This window comes from Shewanella sp. H8 (assembly GCF_040285065.1).
In the GTDB taxonomy this organism is placed as follows: domain Bacteria; phylum Pseudomonadota; class Gammaproteobacteria; order Enterobacterales; family Shewanellaceae; genus Shewanella; species Shewanella polaris.
The window spans coordinates 164,911-189,270 of record NZ_CP157213.1 but is presented as its reverse complement, the minus strand read 5'-3'; the positions used below and the strand labels follow the sequence as shown (position 1 = coordinate 189,270).

The window sequence follows — 24,360 nt, the reverse complement described above, 5'->3', positions numbered from 1 at the left end:
TCGCAGCAATTAAAAAAAGCACCTTAAGGTGCTTTTTTTATTATTGCTCAGTAATGTCTAAAAATTCTGTACAGGTTCGATGACTAAAATGCTATTTTGCTGTGGACTTTCAGATTGCTCATATAAATCCCAAACCAGCTTATAGTCGAGCTCTAATTCGGTGACATAAAATCCATCCACAGGGTACGTTTTAACGACTCGGGCGCCTTTAATCAACCCAGAAACCAATATTTTTGTATCACTGCTTTTCATCGACCAATCTCGAACTGCTGTGCTGGAATTAAGCTGTAGGCCATATACTTGTTCAGCTAACTCTCGGTAAGCCAAAATCTTTGATGACTCCATTGCCATTAAAATTTGCTCAGAGCGAAGTTCTGCTGGTTGACGATCTATCGGTGCATAACCCACCGCAGTTAACACAGGGAAAACACTAGGACGATACTGACTAGACTCACCTTGAAGTAAGTTGCATCCCGAAATAAGCAAGCACAGTACGGTTAGATATTTTATCATTGATAGCGATCGCTCATTTTAGTTTTATTAAAATATAACTCAGCACAAAATAGCAGATAATCTCAGCCCTCCATCTTATTCTAAGGCAGGTATTAATGGGTGCGGAGGCTAACTGTCGTCTTGCTCATCGGTTAATGATAAAAGTAATCCAGTATCGGCAACGATGTCTTTGGTGCTATAGCCCGTTAAATAATTTAGCCCCATTTCAACCGCTGTAACACCCACTCCAATTGCGCCAGAATAGAGCATACTGCCCACTAGTTTCGATACCGGACTTATGTCGGTGTCTGTAGAAATTTGATAGATATCAGACACTATAGGAATATGATTTAACACATTAATAGAATCAAAAAAATCATTTTGATCTAATCCATCCTCGCCAAATGTAAATGTGTAAATGTCATCTAAAACACTTGAATCACTAATCCCGTCTACCAATGGTGTTGTGGTAATGCCTTCGCTTGATTCTGCTGACTCAGTCGTTGAAGATGGTGACATTACAGCAGTATTTTTTATCATACTTGTCTGTAATGAAGATAATAACTCTTGTTGCATCTGAGAAATCATATCGTCAGATACATTTAATGACAAAAGATTTGCATCACTGAGCCCTGTTTCAAGTAATAGTTTACTCTGAAAACTGTCGATAGGAAGAATGTCAAAATTAGTGAGTGATGTTAACGATGTACTGATGGTATCTGCACCAGATGATAACGATTCAAGTATTGTCCCAAAACTGTTTTGTTCATTACTTGAGTCAACAGCCGGCTGCGACTGACTTATAACATTATTGACATTACTTGTTGTCGTATCTAAATTATTAACTAAGCTCAATTTTATTATCTCAACTAATAGAAATCATAAATACAACACTGCAACAGCGTATATTTAATGCACTATAATATGTAAAAAGGCTAATATAAAAAATCGAGTATTAACCTTAAGCATTATAATAAAAAATAACTTATTAAAAACTGACTACTTAAGTTATTATTTTACTAATATAATTGTTAGATTTATGGTTCTAACTTAATATACAACCCACATCAAAATTAGGCGAACCGCATTTTAAAAAACCATATAAATCAGTCAACGCCTGAGAGCAAAATAACGATTAAAAACTGATATTGAATTAAAATACACCAACCACTCTTATCAAATAAACGTATACCAAACCGAATAATACTGACTATTAATTATACTTACCGGCCCAATACAGCAATTAGAAAAATAGATTCTACAACCAAGATCACAATATACAAATTCATAAAATAAATTTTGTAAAACTATATAGAAAACATCTAATAATCAACTGATAATGTATGATAATCAAATAAAAGTAAATGTATGTAAATATGAGTAAACTCAGGTAAACCCAAGTAAAAATAAAGAAGAATTCGAATAATTCTTAGGAAATACGATAAAGTTAAATATAAAATGAAGCCACAATAATCTCACTTATAATAATAATGAAATTTAAAATAATTATATTGCCACTATTTCTAACTTGTATTTCCGCTTGTTCAACGACAGAAGTAGCTGAAATAAAAAGCCCCGTAAAAGAAAATACTACTATGAATGTAGTAGAAAATAGTGAGGAAGCGATTAAAGGAGATCCCCAATTCCGTCCTGTTCGAAATAATAATATTCAACAAGTCCCTCAAATAACAGGATCACTATTTAACCCAAATAATATATACAGTATCTATCAAAATAATAATCGCTATGAAATCGGCGACATGATCCTCATTAGATTAAATGAAGAAATGACATCGAAAAAATCTGTAAGTTATCAGAGAGATAACTCTAATGAGTTTGCTTTATCGCCTTCAATTACAGCGGGAAATATTAACATTAATACAGATAATCTAAGTGCTGATTATACGCAAGAAAAAAGCTTCGATAGCTCATCGGAGAGTAATCAAAATAACTCTTTATCTGGAACCATTACGGTTTCGGTTAGAGAAAAACTGCCTAATGGGAATTTAATTGTTGCTGGAGAAAAATGGCTCAAACTCAATAAAGGTGATGAGTACGTTAGGTTTTCAGGTGAAATCAGAATAACCGATATTGCACCAGACCACTCAATTAACTCAAATATGGTGGGCAATTCAATCATCGAAGTCAGCGCTAAAGGTGAACAACAAGACAATCAAGACCCGTCATTGATCAGCAAACTACTCAACATATTTGGGTAAAGACATGACAAAAATTCTATTACTCATAGTAATATGCCTCATGCCATCAACCTTGTATGCTCAATGGTACACAGGACAAGCATCATCACCTATTGATGGTAAAGATTACAATGACATACGAAAGAAAGTTATCCAACAAGCCATTGAGAATGCTTCATTACAAGCAAGCAGTTATATTAAAATTGAAACCACGGTTTCTGATGGGATCTTGAGTAAAAGCACCAGTAATATTCAATCAGAACACCAAATTAGTGAGATAAAAATTCTTAATGAATCTGTCGCCAATGACACATTAACGATTAATATTAAGGTAAATCTACAAACGAGTTTGAATTGCACTAAAGATCAATATCAGAAACAACTGGTTATTGCTCAATTTCCATTATTAACACCAGCACAAGCGGCTGCAGGTGATATTTATACACTCCCTTTTCATGTCGTATCACGTTTTAAAAATGAGCTCATCAATCAACCCAATGTGTTCGTCGAAGAACTCATACCTCAAATGGTGTTTAAACCAAATTCCAGCATGGATACAGTCAATTTACGGTCCGTTAATCGTATATCGCATGCACTAAGCAGCCAATATCAGAGTCAATATCTAGTGTTTGGTTATCTACGCGACATAGGATTATTTAATGAAACCAAATCAGGATTACTCAATAGCACGACATCACCTAAACGTAATTTTACGATGAAAGTCTTCATGTACGATAGGATCAGCGACAGTATTGTATTAGAGAATGAATATCACGGAGAAGGGGGTTGGAGTTTCAATTCATTTAACCAAGTCGATTTATCTAACAGTCTTTTTTGGCGAAGTGAATATGGACAAACCATTGTTGATACGCTCTTCAAGGCGGCCAAGGACATTAATGAGACGCTGAGTTGTGAGGCAACAAAAGCCAAGGTAATCGATAAAGATGATGAATTTATCACCATTAATATTGGTACATTGCATGGGGTAAAAACTGGCGATATGTTTAAGCACATTAAACTTAAAAATATCCCATTGAATCAAACCATTTTAACTACATTGATGCCACCAAATGAAGCAACATATTTAGAAGTTGTCCAGGTAAGTAAGAAAATAAGCCTATTAAGAGTACCACCTAAACAGGACCTAAATGGCATGAAGCAACATCAAATTGACCTTTATGATGTTGTCACTACAGCCCCGCAATAACATAGAAACGATGACCACTGGCACAATGAATGAAGCAAATATGTTTATCCAAGTGAACATGCTGCCAGTGGTTTTTACCTAAAAATATAAATACCCATGTGAGATCACTTATCTAAAGTATCAGCAAACCTCGTTATTAAATCTAACTTGCTTACTCTCAGGGCAAACAAGCTAGACAATATAGATTTACTTTGCGAACCGAGGAATTGACGGGTAATCAACAATAACGGCTTCTTCAAGCAATGCGCGGCGAAGCATATCGTAAGCGATTGCCGTACTCATGCTCCTCACAAGCTGACGTGACCGCTTTGGCAATTTCACCATTTGGCTGTATACCCCGTGTTTAGTTGCCAATGCTATTGCAACTGTCCCTACAGGTTTGTCATCGGTTCCTCCATCAGGGCCCGCAATACCGCTAGTGGCTAACGCAAAATCACTGTCTAAGATCCCTCTCACACCTTGTGCCATTGCTTCAACGGTAGGAATAGACACTGCACCATGATCATCTAAAATCTGTGGATTAACGCCTAATACTTTCACTTTAGACTCATTACTGTAAGTCACTAATCCATGATGCAAGTATGATGAACTTCCGGCAAAATCGATTAATTGACTGGTGATCATGCCACCAGTACAAGACTCTGCCACACTAAGACTTAAACCGGACTGGTATAAACGATGATGGATCTCTTCTGACAATGTTGCTCGATTCTCAGCAACAACCGCACAGCCCAATAAGGCTTTAACCTGCTTGGTTACATCTGGTAATTGACGTATAGCTTTATCACCACGTGCGAATATCTTAATTTCAATATGTGGCATTGAAGAGCGATAGCCTAACTCTATCCCTGCTGGTAAAGTGATCTCTGACAGTGTATCGGCTAATGATGACTCGCCATGGCCGATAGTCAGTAGTTTTTCTAAAGCAGACTTTTGTTGGATACCAAACTCTTCTGTAATAAATGGAATAAACTGCTCGGTAATCATGTGCTTTAATTCAAATGGCACACCAGGTGTAAAAAACAACCAAGCATTATTCAGCTTTACTCTAAAACCACATGCGGTACCGACAGGATTATCAACCATTACTGCAGAAGCGGGTAACCAAGCTTGTTTTAAATTACTTTTGGCCATAACGCGATTGTTGCGACTAAACCAATCTTCTAAATGTTCACGCCATTCAACATTCTCAACAAGGTCTTCCCCCTTAGCATTAGCCATGGCTAATGCGGACATATCATCGCTGGTTGGCCCCAAACCACCATTTACAATAATTACATCTGCGTGCTTACTGCGTTCTTGAAATACAGCAACCAGATCATCCATTCGATCACCAACCGTCACCCGGTATTGCATTTCTATACCCAATTCCATCAAGGTATTAGCAACCCAAGCTGCATTAGTATCGACTATCTGGCCAGACAAGACCTCTTCACCAGTACAAATCATTTCTAACTTCATGTGTGCCTCTCAACAATAATATATTAAGCAAATAAATAAAGAGTATCCTAAATATCATCAGCTTAATTCTTAAAGCATATTCAATAGCAGCTAACTTAAGTAACTTGTAAATCAATAGCAAGCATAAAGGTATTTTTCAACACTAAACCATCAACAACCTTGAGTTAACAAATAGTTGTTCTGTTTTTGTGCTGTAATAATTTTTTATGTCACTCAAACTGACATGATTTACCATAATCAATCACAAAAACAGTGTCGAACACTTTTTATCGGACAATGAATACCTTACAGTCTTATCTGTGTCTCGGCATATTCTGTCGTAAGCGAAATTTCTGGAGATTTTTTTGAGCAGTTTCTATCATTCTTGTCGTTACCTACTAATACCGCTGTTAATTACAGCAATCCTTCTTGGACTTATTGAGCACTTTCAAGAATTTTGGTTAAATTGGCAAAAAACTATCCAATATATGCCTTATTGGCTATTAGGTTGTGCCACAATTATCTCACTCCAATTTAATCGAAGCCGGTTAAGTTACATTGGTGTGCTATTACTGATCTTTTATGTATTCAGTCAAAACTCAACTTTTAATCCCAAACAAAATGAATTGATATTGATCGCCGGTGGATTAATTATTACGGTTTTCAGTTTTATAAAAGACCGTGGACTCATTAGTGTGCATAGCTTATTGAGAGTTGGAATCATCTTAACCTGCTTTTTAACTGCTTATTTATGGATACTGATGCTAAGCAGCTACTCACAACAAATGTTAACTCTGCATCAAACTTATCTGCCATTTCTATCAGCAAGTAACTTCTCTAGATTGCCGCTATATTTCATAGGTACAATTTTATTCATCAAATTATGCTGGAACAGTAATCTTCTACATACCAGTCTCGGAATAACCTTTTTGTTATGGCTAATTCATTTTAGCTTTCCCAATTGGCTACCGTTATCAGTGCTACTTAATATGATCGCCTTTTTCTTCTTGGCTACTGTTTTAATCGATTCATACTTTCTCGCTTACCGAGATGAACTGACAGGATTACCCTCTAGGCGAGCCTTATTCAATTTAAGCCTCTCATTAGGGCGGAAATACTCTGTAGCTATGGTCGACATTGATCATTTTAAAAAATTCAACGATACCTATGGCCATGACGTTGGCGATCAAGTTCTTAAATTAGTCGCTGCTAAATTGGCTCAAGTCACTGGCGGTGGTAAAGCCTTTCGTTATGGCGGTGAAGAGTTCACCATTGTATTCCCTAGCAAAGAGATTCAACGAGTATTATCTGATTTAGACCAAGTTAGAGTTAACATAGAAAAGTACAACATAGTACTCAGAGAAGAAAAACGGAAAGGGAAGCAAGATAAAAACGCCACTAAGAAACGTAATAAAAAAATATCTGAGAAACAACCAACAGTTAACGTCACAGTCTCAATTGGTTGTGCTCAACATCAAGTAGACCAAAACTTTGAGCAATGTATGAAAGAAGCGGATAAAGCTCTTTACAAAGCAAAAGATAGTGGAAGAAATCAAGTATGCACATAAATATACCAATTCATACTTTATGAGAAGATCGCGTAGCACGGGTCATCTACCGCGCTACAAGAACAAGGCAATGATAATTTAGTCATAAATTTAAATCGCTATGATGGAAATAACTGACGTTCTATCCAACTGATTTGTTCCATGATGTGAAACAAATAATCTCGTCTATCTAATAGCAAGGCTTCGATTTGACTGGTGGATGCTAACCTACATCTGTCCAACATACGAGATGGGCCACTTTGTGTACCATTTCGTTGTTGCATTGTGGAATAACCATTCTTTTAACAATGCACCTCAAACTGAAAACCTGAGTGATTCTGATTGATTGAGCACATAATGAATGGAACTTGTATAACGGAAAATTAATAAGCTAAGCTGTTATCTTGTTTATTGCAGATACAAAAAAGCCTCGTCTAATGACGAGGCTTCGATGTAATTGGCGGAGCGGACGGGACTCGAACCCGCGACCCCCGGCGTGACAGGCCGGTATTCTAACCAACTGAACTACCGCTCCTTTAGCAAATTGCTTACGCACGATGCTAAATGCTTTTTAAGTCGCTAACATGTCATGGCTAGGAGACTCGCTTCATATTGAAGCTACTCTTTCGAGTTATTAGGCGCCTGGAAATGACCTACTCTCACATGGGGAGACCCCACACTACCATCGGCGATACTGTGTTTCACTTCTGAGTTCGGAATGGGATCAGGTGGTGCCACAGCTCTATGGTTTCCAGACAAATTTTGCTTATCTAACGCATTCTTTTTTATGCATTAAATAATAATTCGAAAAGCTGATTATGCTTTATTAAAGCGTACTTGAGTCTCTCACACTGTCTAAGCGCTCTATTCTAACACTAAGGTCATGCTCCCTTCAGTACGACCTCCATGGAAGGAGGAAGTGCTAGAAAATGTCGGGAACATTTTCAGTAAAACCCATCTGGGTTGTATGGTTAAGCCTCACGGGTCATTAGTACAAGTTAGCTCAACGCCTCACAACGCTTACACACCTTGCCTATCAACGTAGTAGTCTCCTACGGCCCTTTAGAGAGCTTAAAGCTCTAGGGATGACTCATCTTAGGACTCGCTTCCCGCTTAGATGCTTTCAGCGGTTATCGATTCCGAACGTAGCTACCGGGCAATGCTATTGGCATAACAACCCGAACACCAGCGGTTCGTCCACTCCGGTCCTCTCGTACTAGGAGCAGCTTCCTTCAATCATCCAACGCCCACGGCAGATAGGGACCGAACTGTCTCACGACGTTCTGAACCCAGCTCGCGTACCACTTTAAATGGCGAACAGCCATACCCTTGGGACCGACTTCAGCCCCAGGATGTGATGAGCCGACATCGAGGTGCCAAACACCGCCGTCGATATGAACTCTTGGGCGGTATCAGCCTGTTATCCCCGGAGTACCTTTTATCCGTTGAGCGATGGCCCTTCCATTCAGAACCACCGGATCACTATGACCTACTTTCGTACCTGCTCGACGTGTATGTCTCGCAGTTAAGCTGGCTTATGCCATTGCACTAACCGTACGATGTCCGACCGTACTTAGCCAACCTTCGTGCTCCTCCGTTACTCTTTGGGAGGAGACCGCCCCAGTCAAACTACCCACCAGGCACTGTCCCGAACCCCGATAAGGGGCCGCGGTTAGAACATCAAAACTACAAGGGTGGTATTTCAAGATTGACTCCACTCTGACTAGCGTCAAAGTTTCAAAGTCTCCCACCTATCCTACACATGTAGGTTCAATGTTCAGTGCCAAGCTATAGTAAAGGTTCACGGGGTCTTTCCGTCTAGCCGCGGGTATACGGCATCTTCACCGCAATTTCAACTTCACTGAGTCTCGGCTGGAGACAGCGTGGCCATCATTACGCCATTCGTGCAGGTCGGAACTTACCCGACAAGGAATTTCGCTACCTTAGGACCGTTATAGTTACGGCCGCCGTTTACCGGGGCTTCGATCATGAGCTTCTCCGAAGATAACCCAATCAATTAACCTTCCGGCACCGGGCAGGCGTCATACCGTATACGTCATCTTGCGATTTTGCACAGTACTGTGTTTTTGATAAACAGTTGCAGCCACCTGGTATCTGCGACTGCCGTCAGCTTAGGGAGCAGCAGTCCCCCATCACCGACAGCAGCGTACCTTCTCCCGAAGTTACGGTACCATTTTGCCTAGTTCCTTCAGCCGAGTTCTCTCAAGCGCCTTGGTATTCTCTACCCGACCACCTGTGTCGGTTTGGGGTACGATTTCTACTAACCTGAAGCTTAGAAGATTTTTTCCTGGAAGCATGGCATCAACTACTTCATCACCTTAGTGACTCGTCATCAGCTCTCAACCTGTACATTTAAGTACGTATTCCCGGATTTGCCTAAGAATACAGCCTACTACCTTAAACGCGGACTACCAACGCCGCGCTAGCCTAGCCTTCTCCGTCTCTCCATCGCAGTTAGCAGAAGTACAGAAATATTAATCTGTTTCCCATCGATTACGCCTTTCGGCCTCACCTTAGGGGTCGACTCACCCTGCCCCGATTAACGTTGGACAGGAACCCTTGGTCTTTCGGCGAGGGAGTTTTTCACTCCCTTTATCGTTACTCATGTCAGCATTCGCACTTCTGATATACGTCCAGTGTGGGTTACCCCTTCACCTTCAACCGCTTACAGAACGCTCCTCTACCGCGCACTTCCTAAGAAATGCACCCGTAGCTTCGGTGGTATGTTTAGCCCCGTTAAATCTTCCGCGCAGGCCGACTCGACTAGTGAGCTATTACGCTTTCTTTAAATGATGGCTGCTTCTAAGCCAACATCCTAGCTGTCTAAGCCTTCCCACATCGTTTCCCACTTAACATACACTTTGGGACCTTAGCTGACGGTCTGGGTTGTTTCCCTTTTGACAACGGACGTTAGCACCCGCTGTCTGTCTCCCGAGTAGTACTCATTGGTATTCGGAGTTTGCAAAGGGTTGGTAAGTCGGGATGACCCCCTAGCCTTAACAGTGCTCTACCCCCAATGGTATTCGCTCGAGGCGCTACCTAAATAGCTTTCGAGGAGAACCAGATATCTCCGAGTTTGATTGGCCTTTCACCCCCAGCCACAAGTCATCGCTCTTTTTTTTCAACATAAGTCGGTTCGGTCCTCCAGTTGATGTTACTCAACCTTCAACCTGCCCATGGCTAGATCACTCGGTTTCGGGTCTACGCCTTGCAACTAAACGCGCAGTTAACACTCGGTTTCCCTACGGCTCCGCTATTCGCTTAACCTCGCTACAAAACGTAAGTCGCTGACCCATTATACAAAAGGTACGCAGTCACGGTCTCAAGAACCGCTCCCACTGCTTGTACGTACACGGTTTCAGGTTCTATTTCACTCCCCTCACAGGGGTTCTTTTCGCCTTTCCCTCACGGTACTGGTTCACTATCGGTCAGTCAGGAGTATTTAGCCTTGGAGGATGGTCCCCCCATATTCAAACAGGATGTCACGTGTCCCGCCTTACTCGTTTTCATCTATGGTTAGTTTTCATGTACGGGGCTATCACCCTGTGCCGCTGAGCTTTCCAACTCATTCCACTAACACCCCATAGACTTAAGGGCTAATCCCCGTTTCCCGTTCGCTCGCCGCTACAGGGGAATCTCGGTTGATTTCTTTTCCTCCGGGTACTTAGATGTTTCAGTTCCCCGGGTTTGCCTCACTACACTATGTATTCATGTAGTGATAACAGCTTATGCTGCTGGGTTTCCCCATTCGGATATCGTTAGCTCAAATGCTTATTACTAGCTCGCCAACGCTTTTCGCAAGTTATTACGTCCTTCATCGCCTCTGACTGCCAAGGCATCCACCGTATACGCTTAGTCACTTAACCATACAACCCAAATGAGTTTCACTTGCGCGTGAACCACCTGCGTTATATCGCAACTAGCTGGTTTTTACTTGTCTCACCTCCGGGTAGGAAGTGGACTCGCCTTAGTTTTTAGAATATTCAAGACACTTAAACAGTGTTTTGAGAACTCAAGATACTGATGCTTTCGCATCAGTATTATTTTTCGCACTAACGTAATCACATCAACAACAACGAATCGTCATCAATGCGCCTTTAGTTAGTACTATCAGCTTTCCAAATTGTTAAAGAACAACAACACTTAACCGGCTCGCGGTGTGTTTCACTCTCCTTCCGAAGAAGGTAACAAGTAATCTGTGTGAACACTCACATGCATCGCTGCACTTTAGGTATTGAGTTAGTCGTATAGGTAAGGAGGTGATCCAGCCCCAGGTTCCCCTAGGGCTACCTTGTTACGACTTCACCCCAGTCATGAACCACAAAGTGGTGAGCGTTCTCCCGAAGGTTAAACTACCCACTTCTTTTGCAGCCCACTCCCATGGTGTGACGGGCGGTGTGTACAAGGCCCGGGAACGTATTCACCGTAGCATTCTGATCTACGATTACTAGCGATTCCGACTTCATGGAGTCGAGTTGCAGACTCCAATCCGGACTACGACGTACTTTGTGAGATTAGCTCCACCTCGCGGCTTTGCAACCCTCTGTATACGCCATTGTAGCACGTGTGTAGCCCTACTCGTAAGGGCCATGATGACTTGACGTCGTCCCCACCTTCCTCCGGTTTATCACCGGCAGTCTCCCTAGAGTTCCCACCATTACGTGCTGGCAAATAAGGATAGGGGTTGCGCTCGTTGCGGGACTTAACCCAACATTTCACAACACGAGCTGACGACAGCCATGCAGCACCTGTCTCACAGTTCCCGAAGGCACACCAGAATCTCTTCCGGCTTCTGTGGATGTCAAGAGTAGGTAAGGTTCTTCGCGTTGCATCGAATTAAACCACATGCTCCACCGCTTGTGCGGGCCCCCGTCAATTCATTTGAGTTTTAACCTTGCGGCCGTACTCCCCAGGCGGTCTACTTAATGCGTTAGCTTGGGAGCCCAGTGACTAAGTCACCAAACTCCGAGTAGACATCGTTTACGGCGTGGACTACCAGGGTATCTAATCCTGTTTGCTCCCCACGCTTTCGTACATGAGCGTCAGTCTTTGTCCAGGGGGCCGCCTTCGCCACCGGTATTCCTTCAGATCTCTACGCATTTCACCGCTACACCTGAAATTCTACCCCCCTCTACTACAAGACTCTAGTTCACCAGTTCTAAATGCAATTCCCAGGTTGAGCCCGGGGATTTCACATCTAGCTTAATGAACCGCCTGCGTACGCTTTACGCCCAGTAATTCCGATTAACGCTCGGACCCCTCGTATTACCGCGGCTGCTGGCACGAAGTTAGCCGGTCCTTCTTCTGTAGGTAACGTCACAGCAGCGTGCTATTAACACGCTACCTTTCCTCCCTACTGAAAGTGCTTTACAACCCGAAGGCCTTCTTCACACACGCGGCATGGCTGCATCAGGGTTTCCCCCATTGTGCAATATTCCCCACTGCTGCCTCCCGTAGGAGTCTGGGCCGTGTCTCAGTCCCAGTGTGGCTGATCATCCTCTCAGAACAGCTAGGGATCGTCGCCTTGGTGAGCCATTACCTCACCAACTAGCTAATCCCACCTAGGTTCATCCAATCGCGAAAGGCCCGAAGGTCCCCTCCTTTCCCCCGTAGGGCGTATGCGGTATTAGCAGTCGTCGTTTCCAACTGTTATCCCCCTCGACTGGGCAGATCCCTAGGCATTACTCACCCGTCCGCCGCTCGTCAGCAAAGAAAGCAAGCTTCCTCTCTGTTACCGCTCGACTTGCATGTGTTAGGCCTGCCGCCAGCGTTCAATCTGAGCCATGATCAAACTCTTCAATTAAAGTTTTTTGAAATATTCGGTTAGGAATATTTCGGCTCAATGAATTCTGATTTACACCTTATAAACTCGGAAGAATCTATAAAATGCTTGTTACATATTGCTATGCATTGAACATTCATCGTTGCATTGAGTTGAAATTTTTTGATTGCCAACATTCCGAAGAACAGAAGACAATTTCGAATAACTCAATACCTGTGAATGTCCACACAGATTTCTTGTTTAAATTGTTAAAGAGCGTTGCTCACTATGAAGAAGTTTAAGTCTTTCATGTTAGCAGCCTAAGACGCTAGGTCGTTGGCTTGGGGTGCGTATTCTACGCTTCCCCGTGTTGGCGTCAAGTGTTTTTTCAAACTTTCTTTTCGCTGCTGAACTCAGTGTTTTGAAGCACTTAATTCAACCTAACCCGGTGACCGCTTGCGCTGTCTGCCGTGTCAGTGGATGCGCATTATAGGCAACACAAGATTTAGTGCAACCCCTTTTTTAATAAAAAAGGATCGCTTGGCGATCTTTTCACCAATAACGATCCTTTTATGCTTTTCAAGCATGTATTTGCTTGTTTATTGTACTTTTTTAGACTTTGTGCTGAATTGTGACAAAAATGCCATTGCATTTTTATCATCCCAATCAACATATGAACGCACATAGGCCACCAGTTCACCTTGTTCATTTAGAATAAATGTCGCAGGTATTGTATCAAGCGGAAATGCATCACGCAGATGTTGCTGTGGATCAAAATAAGAATCAAAAGCAGATAAACCTAAATCAGCTAGAAAGGGCTGCACAATATTTGCTGCGTTAGCATCAATCGAAATAGGTACTAGTGCAAATTGTTCAGCGTTTAGTGTTTGATTTAAGCGGTGTAATGCAGGTAGCTCTCTAACACAAGGAGGACACCATGTAGCCCAAATATTTACAACTACCACTTTTCCTTTATATTGTTCAAAGTTGACTGGTTCATCAACGATATTAGTAAAATCAATTAGGGCGATAGGAAATGGTTGTGGCAGTACATTAATCCGTTCAAGTGTTGAATCAGAGGTTTGCTCTGCGGCAGCTTGCATACCTGGGTATGCATTCACTTCACAATTCACACCGATAAGAAGAAAGCTACTAAAGATAATTGCAAACCAATGTTTCAAGGTTAATACTCCGTAGACTAATTTGCTGTCTTGTCATTATTTAAAAGCGCATCTAATTCAGCCTGCTGTTCAGTCGATAAGGTTGTCGATTCTGATTCTTGGATACGCTGTTTGCGCACAAAGATAAACCCTATAAATAACGCTAATATAAGTAACCCAAATGGACCAAGCCATAATATGTATGTCTCAGAATCTAATTTGGGTTTATATAAAACAAATTTACCATAACGGCTGGTCATAAAGTCGATGATTTCAGCATCTGTCTGTCCATTATCGACCATCTTATAGACTTCAAGTCGTAAATCTTTCGCTACTGGAGAATTTGAATCTACCAAGTTTTGATTCTGACATTGCGGACAGCGTAATTCACTAGAAAGCGATAACGCCCTTTCTTGATTACTTTCTGATTTAAACTCGTAAGTATCAACGGGTGTCGCCATCACAGATCCAGCAAACACCAAACTCACGCAAGTGAGTAAGAACTTAGTGATGATTTTCATTATGATGCCCCATCAAGTTTAGCTTCAGCTTGTAACTGCTGGATCATCGGATACAAAGTTTGCGTCCAAACAGTCTGATCTATCGGTCCTGCGTATCGATAACGAATAATACCGTTATGATCAACAATGAATGTTTCTGGTGCGCCATATACCCCTAGGTCCAGACCCATTCGACCATCTTTGTCAAAAATGTTCATTGTGTATGGATCGCCTTGAGTTCTTAATTCTTTAACAGCCAAGACTCGTTCATCACGATAATTGATACCATAGATTGGTAATATATTGCGTTTTGATAACATCAATAAATATGGATGTTCATATTTACATGCTGGACACCAAGTAGCCCAAAAATTTATCATCGACACTTTAGCTGGTAGATCTTTTTCTGTCACAAGCTCGCCAGGTGTTTCTAGGCGCTCTAGCTGGAAAGCCGGGAGAGGCTTTCCTTCTAATGCTGAGTCAAGTACTTTAGGATTCAGAAATAATCCTTGGTATAAAAATATGCCCATACCTAGAAAAATCGCTAGAGGTATAAACAGTACTAACTTCTTCATAATCTCTCCGAGTTAATTACGCTGTCGCTAATTTTGTTTTCACAGCATCTTCTGTAGCAACTTTCTTGACTCGATAGCGCTTATCTGACGCAGCAAGGAAGCCACCTATCATCATAAAGATTGAGCCAAACCATAACCAACGAACAAAAGGTTTGTAATTAAGGCGCACTGCAAACTCAGTTAAGCTAATCGGGTCTCCCATTGTGACATAAAGATCTCGGAATAATCCCCAATCAATACCCGCTTCGGTCATATCCATAGTTCGTACGTTATATTGACGACGGTCAGGCTTTAATAAAGTGATCAATTCATCATCTTTGTAAACCTCAATCTGACCTTGTTTCGCTGTATAGTTAGGACCGACAACATTTTTAGTTTCTAGATACTTAAATGTATAACCAGCCAGTTCCTGACTAATACCAGGTCCCATACGTACGCTTTTTTCGATTGAATAATTAGACACCATAGTGGCACCTAAAACAGAGACGGCAATACCAAAGTGAGCGAAGAGCATCCCTAATTGGCTGCGTCCCATTTTATTAAGACTGATGCTTCCGTCTTTATTACTCACCATATTATAAGCTGCACGTAGAGTAGCTAGCATTATCCACGTTGTCGCACCGACACCACACATTACCCAAGCGTTAAACTCGCCGCCTGCAACAAAAGGAGCAGCAACACCCACAACTAACGCTATGATAGCTGGGACAAGTAACTGTCTTTTGATTTCACCAGGTTTAGATTTCTTCCAACGTATAATTGGACCAATACCCATAAAGCCAAATAAGACTAATACAATAGGCACAAATACGGCATTAAAATATGGAGGGCCAACCGAAATCTTGCTCATACCCAATGCATCAATAAGTAGTGGGTAAAGTGTACCGAGTAATACGGTACCCGCTGCAACAGTCAGTAATACGTTACAAATCAGCAGCAAGGTTTCTTTCGATTTTAGTTCAAATCGTGCTGGACTACTCATTTCACTGGCACGGAATGCAAATAGTGTTAACGATCCACCAATAGCAATACCCAATAACAATAGGATGAATAAACCACGACTAGGGTCAGCAGCGAATGAATGCACTGACGTTAACACGCCCGAACGTACAATAAAGGTACCAAGTAAACTTAATGAGAATGCGAAAATAGATAGCAATACAGTCCAGTTACGGAATGCACCGCGTTTTTCAGTCACTATTAACGAGTGCACAAGTGCAGTACCGACTAACCAAGGCATAAATGAAGCATTTTCAACTGGGTCCCAGAACCACCAACCGCCCCAACCTAATTCGTAATAAGCCCACCAAGAACCTAATGAAATACCACCAGTTAAAAATATCCAGGCAGCTAATGTCCAAGGACGACTCCAACGAGCCCAAGCAGAATCAAGTCTGCCACTCATAAGCGCTGCAATTGCAAAAGCGAAACATACAGAGAAACCAACGTATCCTAGATATAGCATCGGCGGATGGAAAATTAAGCCAACATCTTGCAACATTGGGTTTAAATCACGTCCTTCTATAGGAATAGGGAATAATCGTTCGAATGGGCTTGATGTAAGTATCATAAACAAACCAAAACCGACGACAATCATTGCTAGTATTGATAATACCCTAGCAGTAAATACTTCTTCTAAGCCTTTACTGAATAGTGCAACTGATGCGGTCCATACTGACAATGCGAAGACCCAGAATAATAATGACCCTTCATGTCCACCCCACACTGCTGCAATTTTGAAGAATATAGGTAATTCAGAGTTGGAATGGTGTGCAACATAAGCCACAGAGAAATCATCAACAGCAAAGCTGTATCCGAGAGCGATAACCGATAAAGTAATGAAGAAAAACATTCCATATGTCAGTGGCCAAGCATAGCGAACGAGATACTGGTCTTTACGAGCGGCACCATATAACGGTACGGTCGCTAACAGTAGGGCAAAAGCCAAACCGATAATTAGCGAGAAATGTCCAAGTTCTGGGATCATGGGTATTCCTTAGTCTAAAAGATGAGCGGATTTGAAACAGACAAATCACGGCAGTACTAATTGATGCGATGAAACTAATATACGCACATTAGCTTAAACGAATTTTAACGCATTCTAAAACTTGCAATGGCTTCTGTCTGCCATTTTCGTACAAAATTGGGTCACTAGTCTCATTATGAACATCGATTTGATCAAAACAAAACGTTTAACCACCTATCTGACAAAATTAACGCTGTAAAGTTTAACCGTCAGATAAGTCAACTATTCAATATGTGAACCAGTACGCAACTCTCGGGATTTTGATTCATAACTTTCTTATATTACTGTTCAATGAATAATCTTTACGTATAATCAAGATTCCAAGCACTGCGGTATATCCCGCTTTCTCTGTTAACCTAAAAGTGAATATTGACACCATGACCACATTTTGGATTTTTATTGCGCTTGTCGTAGTTATCGGCCTAATCATGATTTGGGTTCCACATTTTCGCCAGACCAAGCTTTTACAAGCCGAAGAGTCTGGTGTTCGTAGACAAACTAACCTTGAACTATATGCAGAACGTCTATCGATACTTGAAAAAGAATTACACAACGAACACTTAGACCAAGTTGAATTCGATGCATTAAAAAAAGAGCTTGAAATAAATTTACTTCAAGACATGCAACAGAAGGGTGATGACTCACTCGATGTCGAAATGAAACCTAAAAGTGCTTTGTGGCCTGCTTTTATGACCCTTTGTTTGTTAGCTATATCAGGTTATTTATATCAACAACTTGGTGCTTACAACGAATTATCCAACCCGCCACAAGCAAGTAATCCGCATCAAGGAATGGACGCGGCACAGATTATGTCGCAACAAGTACAAATGATGGAAGCTAAAGTGCAAGCGCAGCCAGACGATAGTCAAGCTTGGTTTAGCCTTGGACATGCTTACATCTCTGCTAATCAATACGATAAAGCGATAACAGCATTTGATAAAGTGATGGAGTTAGTAGGCACCCAAGCTGAACTTCTCGGCCCAAAAGCTACAGCGTTATACTACAAAGCTAATCAGCAAATGACACCTGTCATTCAAAGCTTAATTGATCAATCATTAGCGTTAGATCCACAAGACCCTTCTACGCTACTTCTAGTAGGTATGGATGCATTTTTTACCGCAAACTACAAGAAAGCTATTGATGCTTGGCAAATGATCTTAGACAGTGACCGTGATGATGTTGATAGAACTGCATTAATGAACGCAATTCAGTCTGCTAATATGCGCCTTGGTGAAGATTCAAGTGCAATGCCTAATGATGCCAACCACAAATCTGTTATAGCTAACAATGAAAAAACTGTAGCCATTGAAATATCTATTTCACCGGATTTAGCTGATAACGTAGCAGATACCGATACGGTCTTTATTTTCGCTCGTTCAACTCAAGGTCCGAAAGTACCATTAGCTGCAACTAAGATTAGTGCAAGTAGTTTACCGATGACGATTACTCTAGATGACAGTACCTCAATGGGTGGCGATGTAACACTAAGTTCAGCACAAGAAGTAGAAGTCATTGCGGTATTGTCTAAGAATGGCAGCGTTAAACCACAATCAGGCGATTTAAAAGGTATGGTTAAAGCTGTCAAAGTGGGTGGAAATGCTGCACTAATACTAGATACCTTAGTACAGTAACAACGATCAATATGAGTGATGTTATAGGTTAACATTACTCATATTTCCCCATAAAAAAACCGGCTATTAAGCCGGTTTTTTGATCTAATTGAAAATTACTTGGACATAAACTGAATTGCGTTTTTGTAATCTTCATCAGTACAGTCAGTACACATACCACCTGGTGGCATTGCATTTAAACCAGACTTAACTGAACCTACTAAGGTATCTAAACCTTTCGCTAGGCGTGGTTCCCATGCCGCAGCATCATGAGCTTTAGGCGCACCGGCCACACCCATTGTATGACATACTTGACACGCTTTATTAAATACAGCTTCACCTTCTTGAGCAAATACATTTGCAGACAAAGTTAGTGCAGCTACTGCAGTCATTGCTAACAATTTTTTCATGTTTAACGTTCCTAATTGCAAATATACAAAGCTTAACGCCGCCCTTTGATTTAGAAGGCAGACTCATTTTAGCAACACTAGGTTACTACAAATAGCAAAAAAACTCATCTTTTTGTGATAACAATCTCAGCTTAGTCCCTAAATTAAGACAATCTGTGTAGTTCAGGTAATATATTAGTAATTGTTAAAAAAGTTCAAACTAGATTCATTATTTTGGAACCATATCAAATTGCTAACACTTAATCAGTAGCAACACTAAACCGATAAAAGTGTTTGTGTTAATATCTTTTTGAATTCATCCTCACGCGTAAATTAAGAGGGATAAGTGACTATATCAAACCAATCACAAGTACTATTAAGTGCCAACGAATTAACCTGTATTCGGGAAGAACGCATTTTATTTGATGAACTTAGTTTTAATATCAATGCCGGTGATATTGTCCAAATTGAAGGTCCTAATGGTGCTGGAAAAACCAGTCTATTGCGTATTATTGCTGGTTTATCACGCCCATATGCAGGTGAAGTTGAATATAATGGCGAAAACATCAATCGATGTAGAGACGAATTTAATCTAGACCTTTTGTACCTTGGACATTTAGCTGGAGTAAAAAGTGAGCTTACAGCGGAAGAAAACCTTAATTTCAATTTAAGAATTAGTGGTTATGATGATTTTGATACCACAGAGATTTTAGAGAAAGTGAATTTAGCGGGTTTTGAAGAAGCTCTTGCGGGCCACTTATCTGCGGGGCAACATCGACGAACTGCATTAGCAAGGTTACAGCATAGTAACTGTAAGATATGGATCCTCGATGAACCATTTACCGCGATTGATAAAAAAGGTGTTGAAGAACTAGAACAACTTTTTATTCAACACGCCCAATCGGGAGGGTGTGTGGTGTTAACCACTCACCAAGATATGGGCATTATTAATGATGCCATATTACGTAAAATCACTCTCGACTATCGCTTTGTATAAGGTATTTGAATGAAACGAGGAATCAGTTACACCAACGCATTCATGACGCTTTTGCAGCGTGACTTAAGAATTGCAATCCGACATCGTGGTGATATTTTTAACCCACTGTTATTTTTTATTCTGGTAGTCACTCTTTTTCCTTTAGGAATTGGACCAGAACCTCAAGTGTTAACTAGAGTAGCACCAGGGATAATTTGGGTAGCGGCGTTATTAGCTTCAATGTTGTCGTTAGAGCGATTATTCAAAGCGGATTACAATGATGGCAGCTTAGAGCAAATGCTTCTGAGCCCACAACCATTAGCATTAATGGTATTAGCAAAAGTACTTGCGCATTGGATACTCACAGGCGTTCCGTTGATTTTAGTTGCACCAATACTCGCAGTACTATTACATTTAGACGACAATAGTTACGGTGCATTAATGTCAACACTAGCATTAGGTACACCCATATTATCATTACTAGGTGCAATAGGTGTTGCACTAACCGTTGGACTCAGAAAAGGAGGAGTGTTACTAAGCTTACTCATTCTACCTTTATATATACCTGTACTGATTTTTGCCACAAGTGCAATTGATGCTGCGGGACTTAACATGGCTTATAATGGTCAGCTTGCGATACTTGCAGCGATGTTGATCGGTTCTTTAATCTTGGCACCTTTCGCAATTGGCGCCTCTTTACGTGTGAGTACAAACTAATGTGGAAATGGCTTCATACATATGCAGACCCAGAACGAGCATACAAATTATCTGGCACTCTATTGCCTTGGTTTGCCTGTCTAGCAATCGCGTTAATTGGTTTAGGGACAACATGGGGGTTATTGTTTGCTCCTATGGATTATCAACAAGGAGATAGCTTTCGCATAATCTATATCCATGTTCCAGCAGCATCTATGTCAATGGCAGCTTATATGGCGATGGCATCAGCTTCATTTGTTGGTTTGGTGTGGCAAATTAAATCTGCTGATTGGGCTGCTGCGGCAATTGCTCCTGTTGGTGCCATCATCACCTTTATCGCTTTACTCACGGGCTCTGCTTGGGGAAAACCGATGTGGGGTACTTGGTGGGTATGGGACGCACGTCTAACATCTGAGCTAGTATTGTTGTTTTTATATCTGGGTGTTATTTCACTCTATGCATCATTCGAAGATAAAGTTCTTGCCGCTAGAGCTTCTGGCATTCTTGCTATTGTAGGTGTAATTAATATCCCTATTATAAAATACTCTGTTGATTGGTGGAGTAGTTTACATCAACCATCTACTATTAAAATTACTGAAAAATCTACAATGTCGAGTGATATGTTGTACCCATTATTAATTAACATGGCTGGATTTGGCCTAATGATCGGGGCGATTACCCTCATTAGATATAGAACAGAGATTCTTGCTCGAAATGGAATGCGTCCATGGGTGAGAGACTTAGCAACCGTAGAGGAGGCAAAATAATGCAATTTGATTCATTCAAAGATTTTCTTGATATGGGCGGTTATGCATTCTATGTTTGGCTATCCTATGGTGTAACGTTTGGCTGTTTGGCTGTTTTAATCACTCTTAGCGTTAGACAAAAACGTAAGGTTCTGATTGAAATTGCTAAAAAGATAACCCGCGAACAACGCTTGAAAGAAACAAGAGGTAATAACCGTGAATCCAAGACGTAAAAAAAGATTAACGCTGGCAGTTGGATTAATTGGAGGCGTCGCAGCAGTTGCTTCATTATTGCTGTTCGCATTAAATTCAAATTTAAATTTGTTCTATACACCGTATGAAATTACTCACGGAAAAAATGATACAGGTGTAATGCCTGAGGTGGGTCAACGGCTTAGAGTTGGTGGCATGGTAACTATTGGTTCAATGAAACGAGATCCAGAAAGTTTGCATGTTGAATTTGCGGTACATGATTCAGCGGGCGGAACTGTGTTCGTAACATATGATGACTTATTGCCTGACTTATTTAGAGAAGGCCAAGGTATTGTTGCCCAAGGGGTACTTGTAGAGTCAGGTAAGTTAGAAGCAACAGAAGTACTTGCTAAGCATGATGAAAATTATATGCCACCCGAAGTTGCTGAAGCTATGGGACAAAAGCATGAAAAGCCGGAATATTCAGAAAAACAAGCTGAAGGTTACAAGTATCAATAGACAAATTTAGACAATCAAATATCTAAAATGACGAATGCCAATCTTATGATTGGCATTTTTATACCTATAAAACACTCTTAGCATCAAAAGAATGGAGCCATAGTTACATGTCAAAGAATGGATAAACGAATTTATTTGATTAACTATGTGGGTTGTATATTTATACCAATCCTATTAAATATGTGATCTTTCAGCGGGAGTTCAAAGTGCGTAGGCAAGGCAGATGATTGAAGCGAATAGTGATTCTATTTTGAAAGCATCTAACGAAGGATAAAGGACTTTGAAACCCGCCAGAATGGAGTCTCTCAGGTATTCCACTTCTGTATTACATCGATTTAAAAGGGAACAACCATTTCTACATCAATGCGCCTTGAATTGAAAAACCTGAGTGACTCTGAACTGACCAGATATTTAATGAGATTGGTATTACTTTGCTAAAGGCATATGCTTGAAAATAACCACCAACTCTGGCCGTATTTGACTCTCATTTCTTGACCCTGAAAATAGATCTCATTAAGTTACAGTTATTGTCGTCAGTTTATTTATAAAAAATAAAATCTAAACACAGCATCACAACGATTTATAATTAACTAACCTTACCGTATAAACGCATGTCCCAATCTTCAATACTTTGCAGATCAATCCGTCTTTGTAATGAATTAACCCAACTTTGCGCTAACCCATCACAATCAAGTAAAATCTTATATTGCGCTATATCAAATTCCGCTGAAAAATATATCTGCATCGCTTTAGCCACACTGATATCTGTTTTTCTTTCGAGTAATAATATTTTATTATTTAAGAAGATATCTCCTTCTGATAAAACCCGATAAAACCAGCCACACATCCGACTTTCTTGCATAGCTAAAGCAAACTTAGGATGACCAAACTGTAAATTTAACTTAAAACAAGGTGACCGAGGTTGAGTGACTTGTAATGTAACATCTCCTATCTGTACCACATCACCGATATTCACTTGTGTCTCGTTAAGACCAACAGTGCTTATATTCTCACCCATAGACGGTGCATCACCAAATGTCGTTATTAAATCCCAACGTCGATATTGACCATAATGCTCCCTAGGGAAATGATGCAGTACTCTATCAAGGCCGCCATGATGTTTAGCGTCAGCCTCATCATTACCGAGGACACTGTCGAATTGGACCGTTAACTGACTAACGGCATGTTTATGATTGATAGAACTACTGACTCCATTATGCATTTGCACTTGGTCACCTAAATACAAACCAGAAATATTATTAACCAATTGCTTAATCATCTGACCGATCCTTGCCTAAATATTATTACATACCGTCAATATACCTAATTTGTGGGCAAAAAAAAGCCTTACGGAGTGAGAGTAAGGCTGTAAATAATATGGGAGATAACACAGTAAAAATAATGGTTAACAATAATATAAACCATTCCATGCTACATACTTGTTCAGACGCAGTTATAATAAAGGCTGATAATGACATTGGTGTGACAAAAATGCTGTTCTAGTTATGTGTTTATAAAGTTACGATAATCCAACATTATTAAGATCAATTAAAATTTTTAAGCCACAGAGGTTTATCATAAAACATCAAAGCGTTGTCATCCAAAAATTCTAGAAACTATTGTGCGCTATTTAATATTTTACATTGAGAGGCATCAAATTACAGACGTAAAAAAACCCGCTATACAATAGCGGGCTATTTCACGACTCTTTCAAGTCAATTAGGCGCCTGGAAATGACCTACTCTCACATGGGGAGACCCCACACTACCATCGGCGATACTGTGTTTCACTTCTGAGTTCGGAATGGGATCAGGTGGTGCCACAGCTCTATGGTTTCCAGACAAATTTTTCTAGGACATAACACTAGTTTATTCATGGTGCTGATACCCAGAATCGAACTGGGGACCTCATCCTTACCAAGGATGCGCTCTACCGACTGAGCCATATCAGCAAACTCGTATTGCTTTGAGCTTATTAGGCGCCTGGAAATGACCTACTCTCACATGGGGAGACCCCACACTACCATCGGCGATACTGTGTTTCACTTCTGAGTTCGGAATGGGATCAGGTGGTGCCACAGCTCTATGGTTTCCAGACAAATTTTGTTATCTAAAGACTGGTTAATTGTCCGTCTAACGGCATTGTCTCCTCGCTCTAGTGCTCATGTAGTGAACTACACTCCGCGCTTCGCTCGTCACGGCTTTGTTAGCCTAACAATTTCCTGCGTCTTAATTTCCAATATTTAGTTAATTCGAAAAGCTGATTTGCTTTATTAAAGCTTACTTGAAATCTCACACTATTTAAG

General features: G+C 40.8%; 18 protein-coding genes, 2 tRNA genes and 5 rRNA genes. 9 read left to right on the top strand and 16 right to left on the bottom strand.

The genetic code is table 11. The annotated features are described in order from the left end of the window. Nucleotides 1-57 precede the first annotated feature (57 nt). Both ABIS04_RS00790 and ABIS04_RS00785 read right to left on the bottom strand, forming a co-directional pair. Complete coding sequence (locus ABIS04_RS00790) at nucleotides 58-513, bottom strand: flagellar biosynthesis protein FlgP (protein ID WP_350432263.1); 456 nt, start codon at nucleotides 511-513, stop codon at nucleotides 58-60. Between the two features lie 108 nt (nucleotides 514-621). Continuing rightward, nucleotides 622-1,347: a hypothetical protein gene (locus ABIS04_RS00785; RefSeq protein ID WP_350432262.1), complete on the bottom strand. Its 726-nt coding sequence runs from the start codon at nucleotides 1,345-1,347 to the stop codon at nucleotides 622-624. Nucleotides 1,348-1,982: 635 nt separating this feature from the next. Here ABIS04_RS00785 and ABIS04_RS00780 point away from each other — a divergent pair. Both ABIS04_RS00780 and ABIS04_RS00775 read left to right on the top strand, forming a co-directional pair. Continuing rightward, on the top strand, nucleotides 1,983-2,711 hold the full coding sequence (locus ABIS04_RS00780) for a flagellar basal body L-ring protein FlgH (RefSeq protein WP_140232986.1): 729 nt from the start codon (nucleotides 1,983-1,985) through the stop codon (nucleotides 2,709-2,711). Nucleotides 2,712-2,715: 4 nt separating this feature from the next. Next, complete coding sequence (locus tag ABIS04_RS00775; RefSeq protein WP_140232984.1) at nucleotides 2,716-3,897, top strand: flagellar assembly protein T N-terminal domain-containing protein; 1,182 nt, start codon at nucleotides 2,716-2,718, stop codon at nucleotides 3,895-3,897. Nucleotides 3,898-4,083: 186 nt separating this feature from the next. Here the strand turns inward: ABIS04_RS00775 and ABIS04_RS00770 are convergent, their stop codons facing one another. Continuing rightward, a complete protein-coding gene (locus ABIS04_RS00770; RefSeq protein ID WP_140232982.1) occupies nucleotides 4,084-5,358 on the bottom strand; it encodes a CinA family nicotinamide mononucleotide deamidase-related protein in 1,275 nt (424 codons plus the stop codon). A 908-nt stretch (nucleotides 5,359-6,266) separates the two neighbouring features. Between ABIS04_RS00770 and ABIS04_RS00765 the strand changes: the two genes are divergently transcribed. Continuing rightward, nucleotides 6,267-6,905 carry a GGDEF domain-containing protein gene (locus tag ABIS04_RS00765; RefSeq protein WP_240778418.1) on the top strand — a complete coding sequence of 213 codons (639 nt, stop codon included), beginning with the start codon at nucleotides 6,267-6,269 and terminating at the stop codon, nucleotides 6,903-6,905. 437 nt (nucleotides 6,906-7,342) lie between these two features. Here ABIS04_RS00765 and ABIS04_RS00760 read toward each other — a convergent pair. From ABIS04_RS00760 to ABIS04_RS00725, 8 genes are all read right to left on the bottom strand, one after another. Beyond that, nucleotides 7,343-7,419 (bottom strand) — tRNA-Asp (locus tag ABIS04_RS00760). 105 nt (nucleotides 7,420-7,524) lie between these two features. Continuing rightward, nucleotides 7,525-7,640 (bottom strand): 5S ribosomal RNA (gene rrf, locus ABIS04_RS00755). A 211-nt stretch (nucleotides 7,641-7,851) separates the two neighbouring features. After that, nucleotides 7,852-10,771 (bottom strand): 23S ribosomal RNA (locus tag ABIS04_RS00750). A gap of 386 nt (nucleotides 10,772-11,157) precedes the next feature. Then, nucleotides 11,158-12,708: ribosomal RNA gene (locus ABIS04_RS00745) — 16S ribosomal RNA — on the bottom strand. The 16S, 23S and 5S rRNA genes sit together here with 1 tRNA gene alongside, the layout of an rRNA operon. Nucleotides 12,709-13,265: 557 nt before the next feature. Beyond that, on the bottom strand, nucleotides 13,266-13,847 hold the full coding sequence (locus tag ABIS04_RS00740) for a TlpA disulfide reductase family protein (RefSeq protein WP_350432261.1): 582 nt from the start codon (nucleotides 13,845-13,847) through the stop codon (nucleotides 13,266-13,268). A 17-nt stretch (nucleotides 13,848-13,864) separates the two neighbouring features. After that, nucleotides 13,865-14,347: a heme lyase NrfEFG subunit NrfF gene (nrfF, locus tag ABIS04_RS00735; protein WP_350432260.1), complete on the bottom strand. Its 483-nt coding sequence runs from the start codon at nucleotides 14,345-14,347 to the stop codon at nucleotides 13,865-13,867. After that, complete coding sequence (locus ABIS04_RS00730) at nucleotides 14,347-14,901, bottom strand: DsbE family thiol:disulfide interchange protein (protein ID WP_350432259.1); 555 nt, start codon at nucleotides 14,899-14,901, stop codon at nucleotides 14,347-14,349. Before ABIS04_RS00730 ends, nrfF begins: the two co-directional genes overlap by 1 nt. A 16-nt stretch (nucleotides 14,902-14,917) precedes the next feature. Next, nucleotides 14,918-16,888, bottom strand: coding sequence for a heme lyase CcmF/NrfE family subunit (locus ABIS04_RS00725; protein ID WP_350432258.1), 1,971 nt, complete (start codon nucleotides 16,886-16,888; stop codon nucleotides 14,918-14,920). Between the two features lie 416 nt (nucleotides 16,889-17,304). On the opposite strand from ABIS04_RS00725, the gene ccmI reads away from it, so the two are divergent. Beyond that, nucleotides 17,305-18,558 carry a c-type cytochrome biogenesis protein CcmI gene (gene ccmI / locus ABIS04_RS00720; protein ID WP_350432257.1) on the top strand — a complete coding sequence of 418 codons (1,254 nt, stop codon included), beginning with the start codon at nucleotides 17,305-17,307 and terminating at the stop codon, nucleotides 18,556-18,558. 95 nt (nucleotides 18,559-18,653) lie between these two features. Here ccmI and ABIS04_RS00715 read toward each other — a convergent pair whose 3' ends face one another. After that, nucleotides 18,654-18,947: a cytochrome c5 family protein gene (locus ABIS04_RS00715; RefSeq protein WP_137223861.1), complete on the bottom strand. Its 294-nt coding sequence runs from the start codon at nucleotides 18,945-18,947 to the stop codon at nucleotides 18,654-18,656. A 325-nt stretch (nucleotides 18,948-19,272) separates the two neighbouring features. Here ABIS04_RS00715 and ccmA point away from each other — a divergent pair, with 325 nt between their 5' ends. The 5 genes from ccmA to ccmE are packed head-to-tail and all read left to right on the top strand — an operon-like array spanning nucleotide 19,273 to nucleotide 22,055. After that, nucleotides 19,273-19,923, top strand: a complete 651-nt coding sequence (gene ccmA, locus ABIS04_RS00710; protein WP_137223863.1) for a cytochrome c biogenesis heme-transporting ATPase CcmA — start codon at nucleotides 19,273-19,275, stop codon at nucleotides 19,921-19,923. A gap of 9 nt (nucleotides 19,924-19,932) precedes the next feature. Next, complete coding sequence (gene ccmB / locus ABIS04_RS00705) at nucleotides 19,933-20,619, top strand: heme exporter protein CcmB (protein WP_140232974.1); 687 nt, start codon at nucleotides 19,933-19,935, stop codon at nucleotides 20,617-20,619. Then, nucleotides 20,619-21,365, top strand: a complete 747-nt coding sequence (gene ccmC / locus ABIS04_RS00700; protein ID WP_137223867.1) for a heme ABC transporter permease CcmC — start codon at nucleotides 20,619-20,621, stop codon at nucleotides 21,363-21,365. The genes ccmB and ccmC overlap by 1 nt, the downstream gene beginning before the upstream one ends. Then, nucleotides 21,365-21,577, top strand: coding sequence for a heme exporter protein CcmD (gene ccmD / locus ABIS04_RS00695; protein ID WP_137223869.1), 213 nt, complete (start codon nucleotides 21,365-21,367; stop codon nucleotides 21,575-21,577). Before ccmC ends, ccmD begins: the two co-directional genes overlap by 1 nt. Continuing rightward, entirely contained in the window at nucleotides 21,561-22,055 is a 495-nt protein-coding gene (gene ccmE / locus ABIS04_RS00690; protein WP_137223871.1) for a cytochrome c maturation protein CcmE, read from the top strand. Before ccmD ends, ccmE begins: the two co-directional genes overlap by 17 nt. A gap of 586 nt (nucleotides 22,056-22,641) precedes the next feature. Here the strand turns inward: ccmE and ABIS04_RS00685 are convergent. The 4 genes from ABIS04_RS00685 to rrf (ABIS04_RS00670) form a co-directional block, all read right to left on the bottom strand. Continuing rightward, nucleotides 22,642-23,334: an MOSC domain-containing protein gene (locus ABIS04_RS00685; RefSeq protein ID WP_137223873.1), complete on the bottom strand. Its 693-nt coding sequence runs from the start codon at nucleotides 23,332-23,334 to the stop codon at nucleotides 22,642-22,644. Nucleotides 23,335-23,780: 446 nt separating this feature from the next. After that, nucleotides 23,781-23,896 (bottom strand): 5S ribosomal RNA (gene rrf, locus ABIS04_RS00680). A gap of 34 nt (nucleotides 23,897-23,930) precedes the next feature. Next, nucleotides 23,931-24,006: transfer RNA gene (locus tag ABIS04_RS00675), tRNA-Thr, on the bottom strand. 29 nt (nucleotides 24,007-24,035) lie between these two features. Further along, a 5S ribosomal RNA gene (gene rrf / locus ABIS04_RS00670) occupies nucleotides 24,036-24,151 on the bottom strand. Nucleotides 24,152-24,360 lie beyond the last annotated feature (209 nt).

Bases quoted from the DNA above. Each gene is read 5' to 3' on its own strand.
- ABIS04_RS00790 (WP_350432263.1), bottom strand. From the start codon at position 513: ATGATAAAATATCTAACCGTACTGTGCTTGCTTATTTCGGGATGCAAC.
- ABIS04_RS00780 (WP_140232986.1), top strand. From the start codon at position 1,983: ATGAAATTTAAAATAATTATATTGCCACTATTTCTAACTTGTATTTCC.
- ABIS04_RS00775 (WP_140232984.1), top strand. From the start codon at position 2,716: ATGACAAAAATTCTATTACTCATAGTAATATGCCTCATGCCATCAACC.
- ABIS04_RS00770 (WP_140232982.1), bottom strand. From the start codon at position 5,358: ATGAAGTTAGAAATGATTTGTACTGGTGAAGAGGTCTTGTCTGGCCAG.
- nrfF (WP_350432260.1), bottom strand. From the start codon at position 14,347: ATGAAAATCATCACTAAGTTCTTACTCACTTGCGTGAGTTTGGTGTTT.
- ABIS04_RS00730 (WP_350432259.1), bottom strand. From the start codon at position 14,901: ATGAAGAAGTTAGTACTGTTTATACCTCTAGCGATTTTTCTAGGTATG.
- ABIS04_RS00725 (WP_350432258.1), bottom strand. From the start codon at position 16,888: ATGATCCCAGAACTTGGACATTTCTCGCTAATTATCGGTTTGGCTTTT.
- ccmI (WP_350432257.1), top strand. From the start codon at position 17,305: ATGACCACATTTTGGATTTTTATTGCGCTTGTCGTAGTTATCGGCCTA.
- ABIS04_RS00715 (WP_137223861.1), bottom strand. From the start codon at position 18,947: ATGAAAAAATTGTTAGCAATGACTGCAGTAGCTGCACTAACTTTGTCT.
- ccmB (WP_140232974.1), top strand. From the start codon at position 19,933: ATGAAACGAGGAATCAGTTACACCAACGCATTCATGACGCTTTTGCAG.
- ccmC (WP_137223867.1), top strand. From the start codon at position 20,619: ATGTGGAAATGGCTTCATACATATGCAGACCCAGAACGAGCATACAAA.
- ccmD (WP_137223869.1), top strand. From the start codon at position 21,365: ATGCAATTTGATTCATTCAAAGATTTTCTTGATATGGGCGGTTATGCA.
- ABIS04_RS00685 (WP_137223873.1), bottom strand. From the start codon at position 23,334: ATGATTAAGCAATTGGTTAATAATATTTCTGGTTTGTATTTAGGTGAC.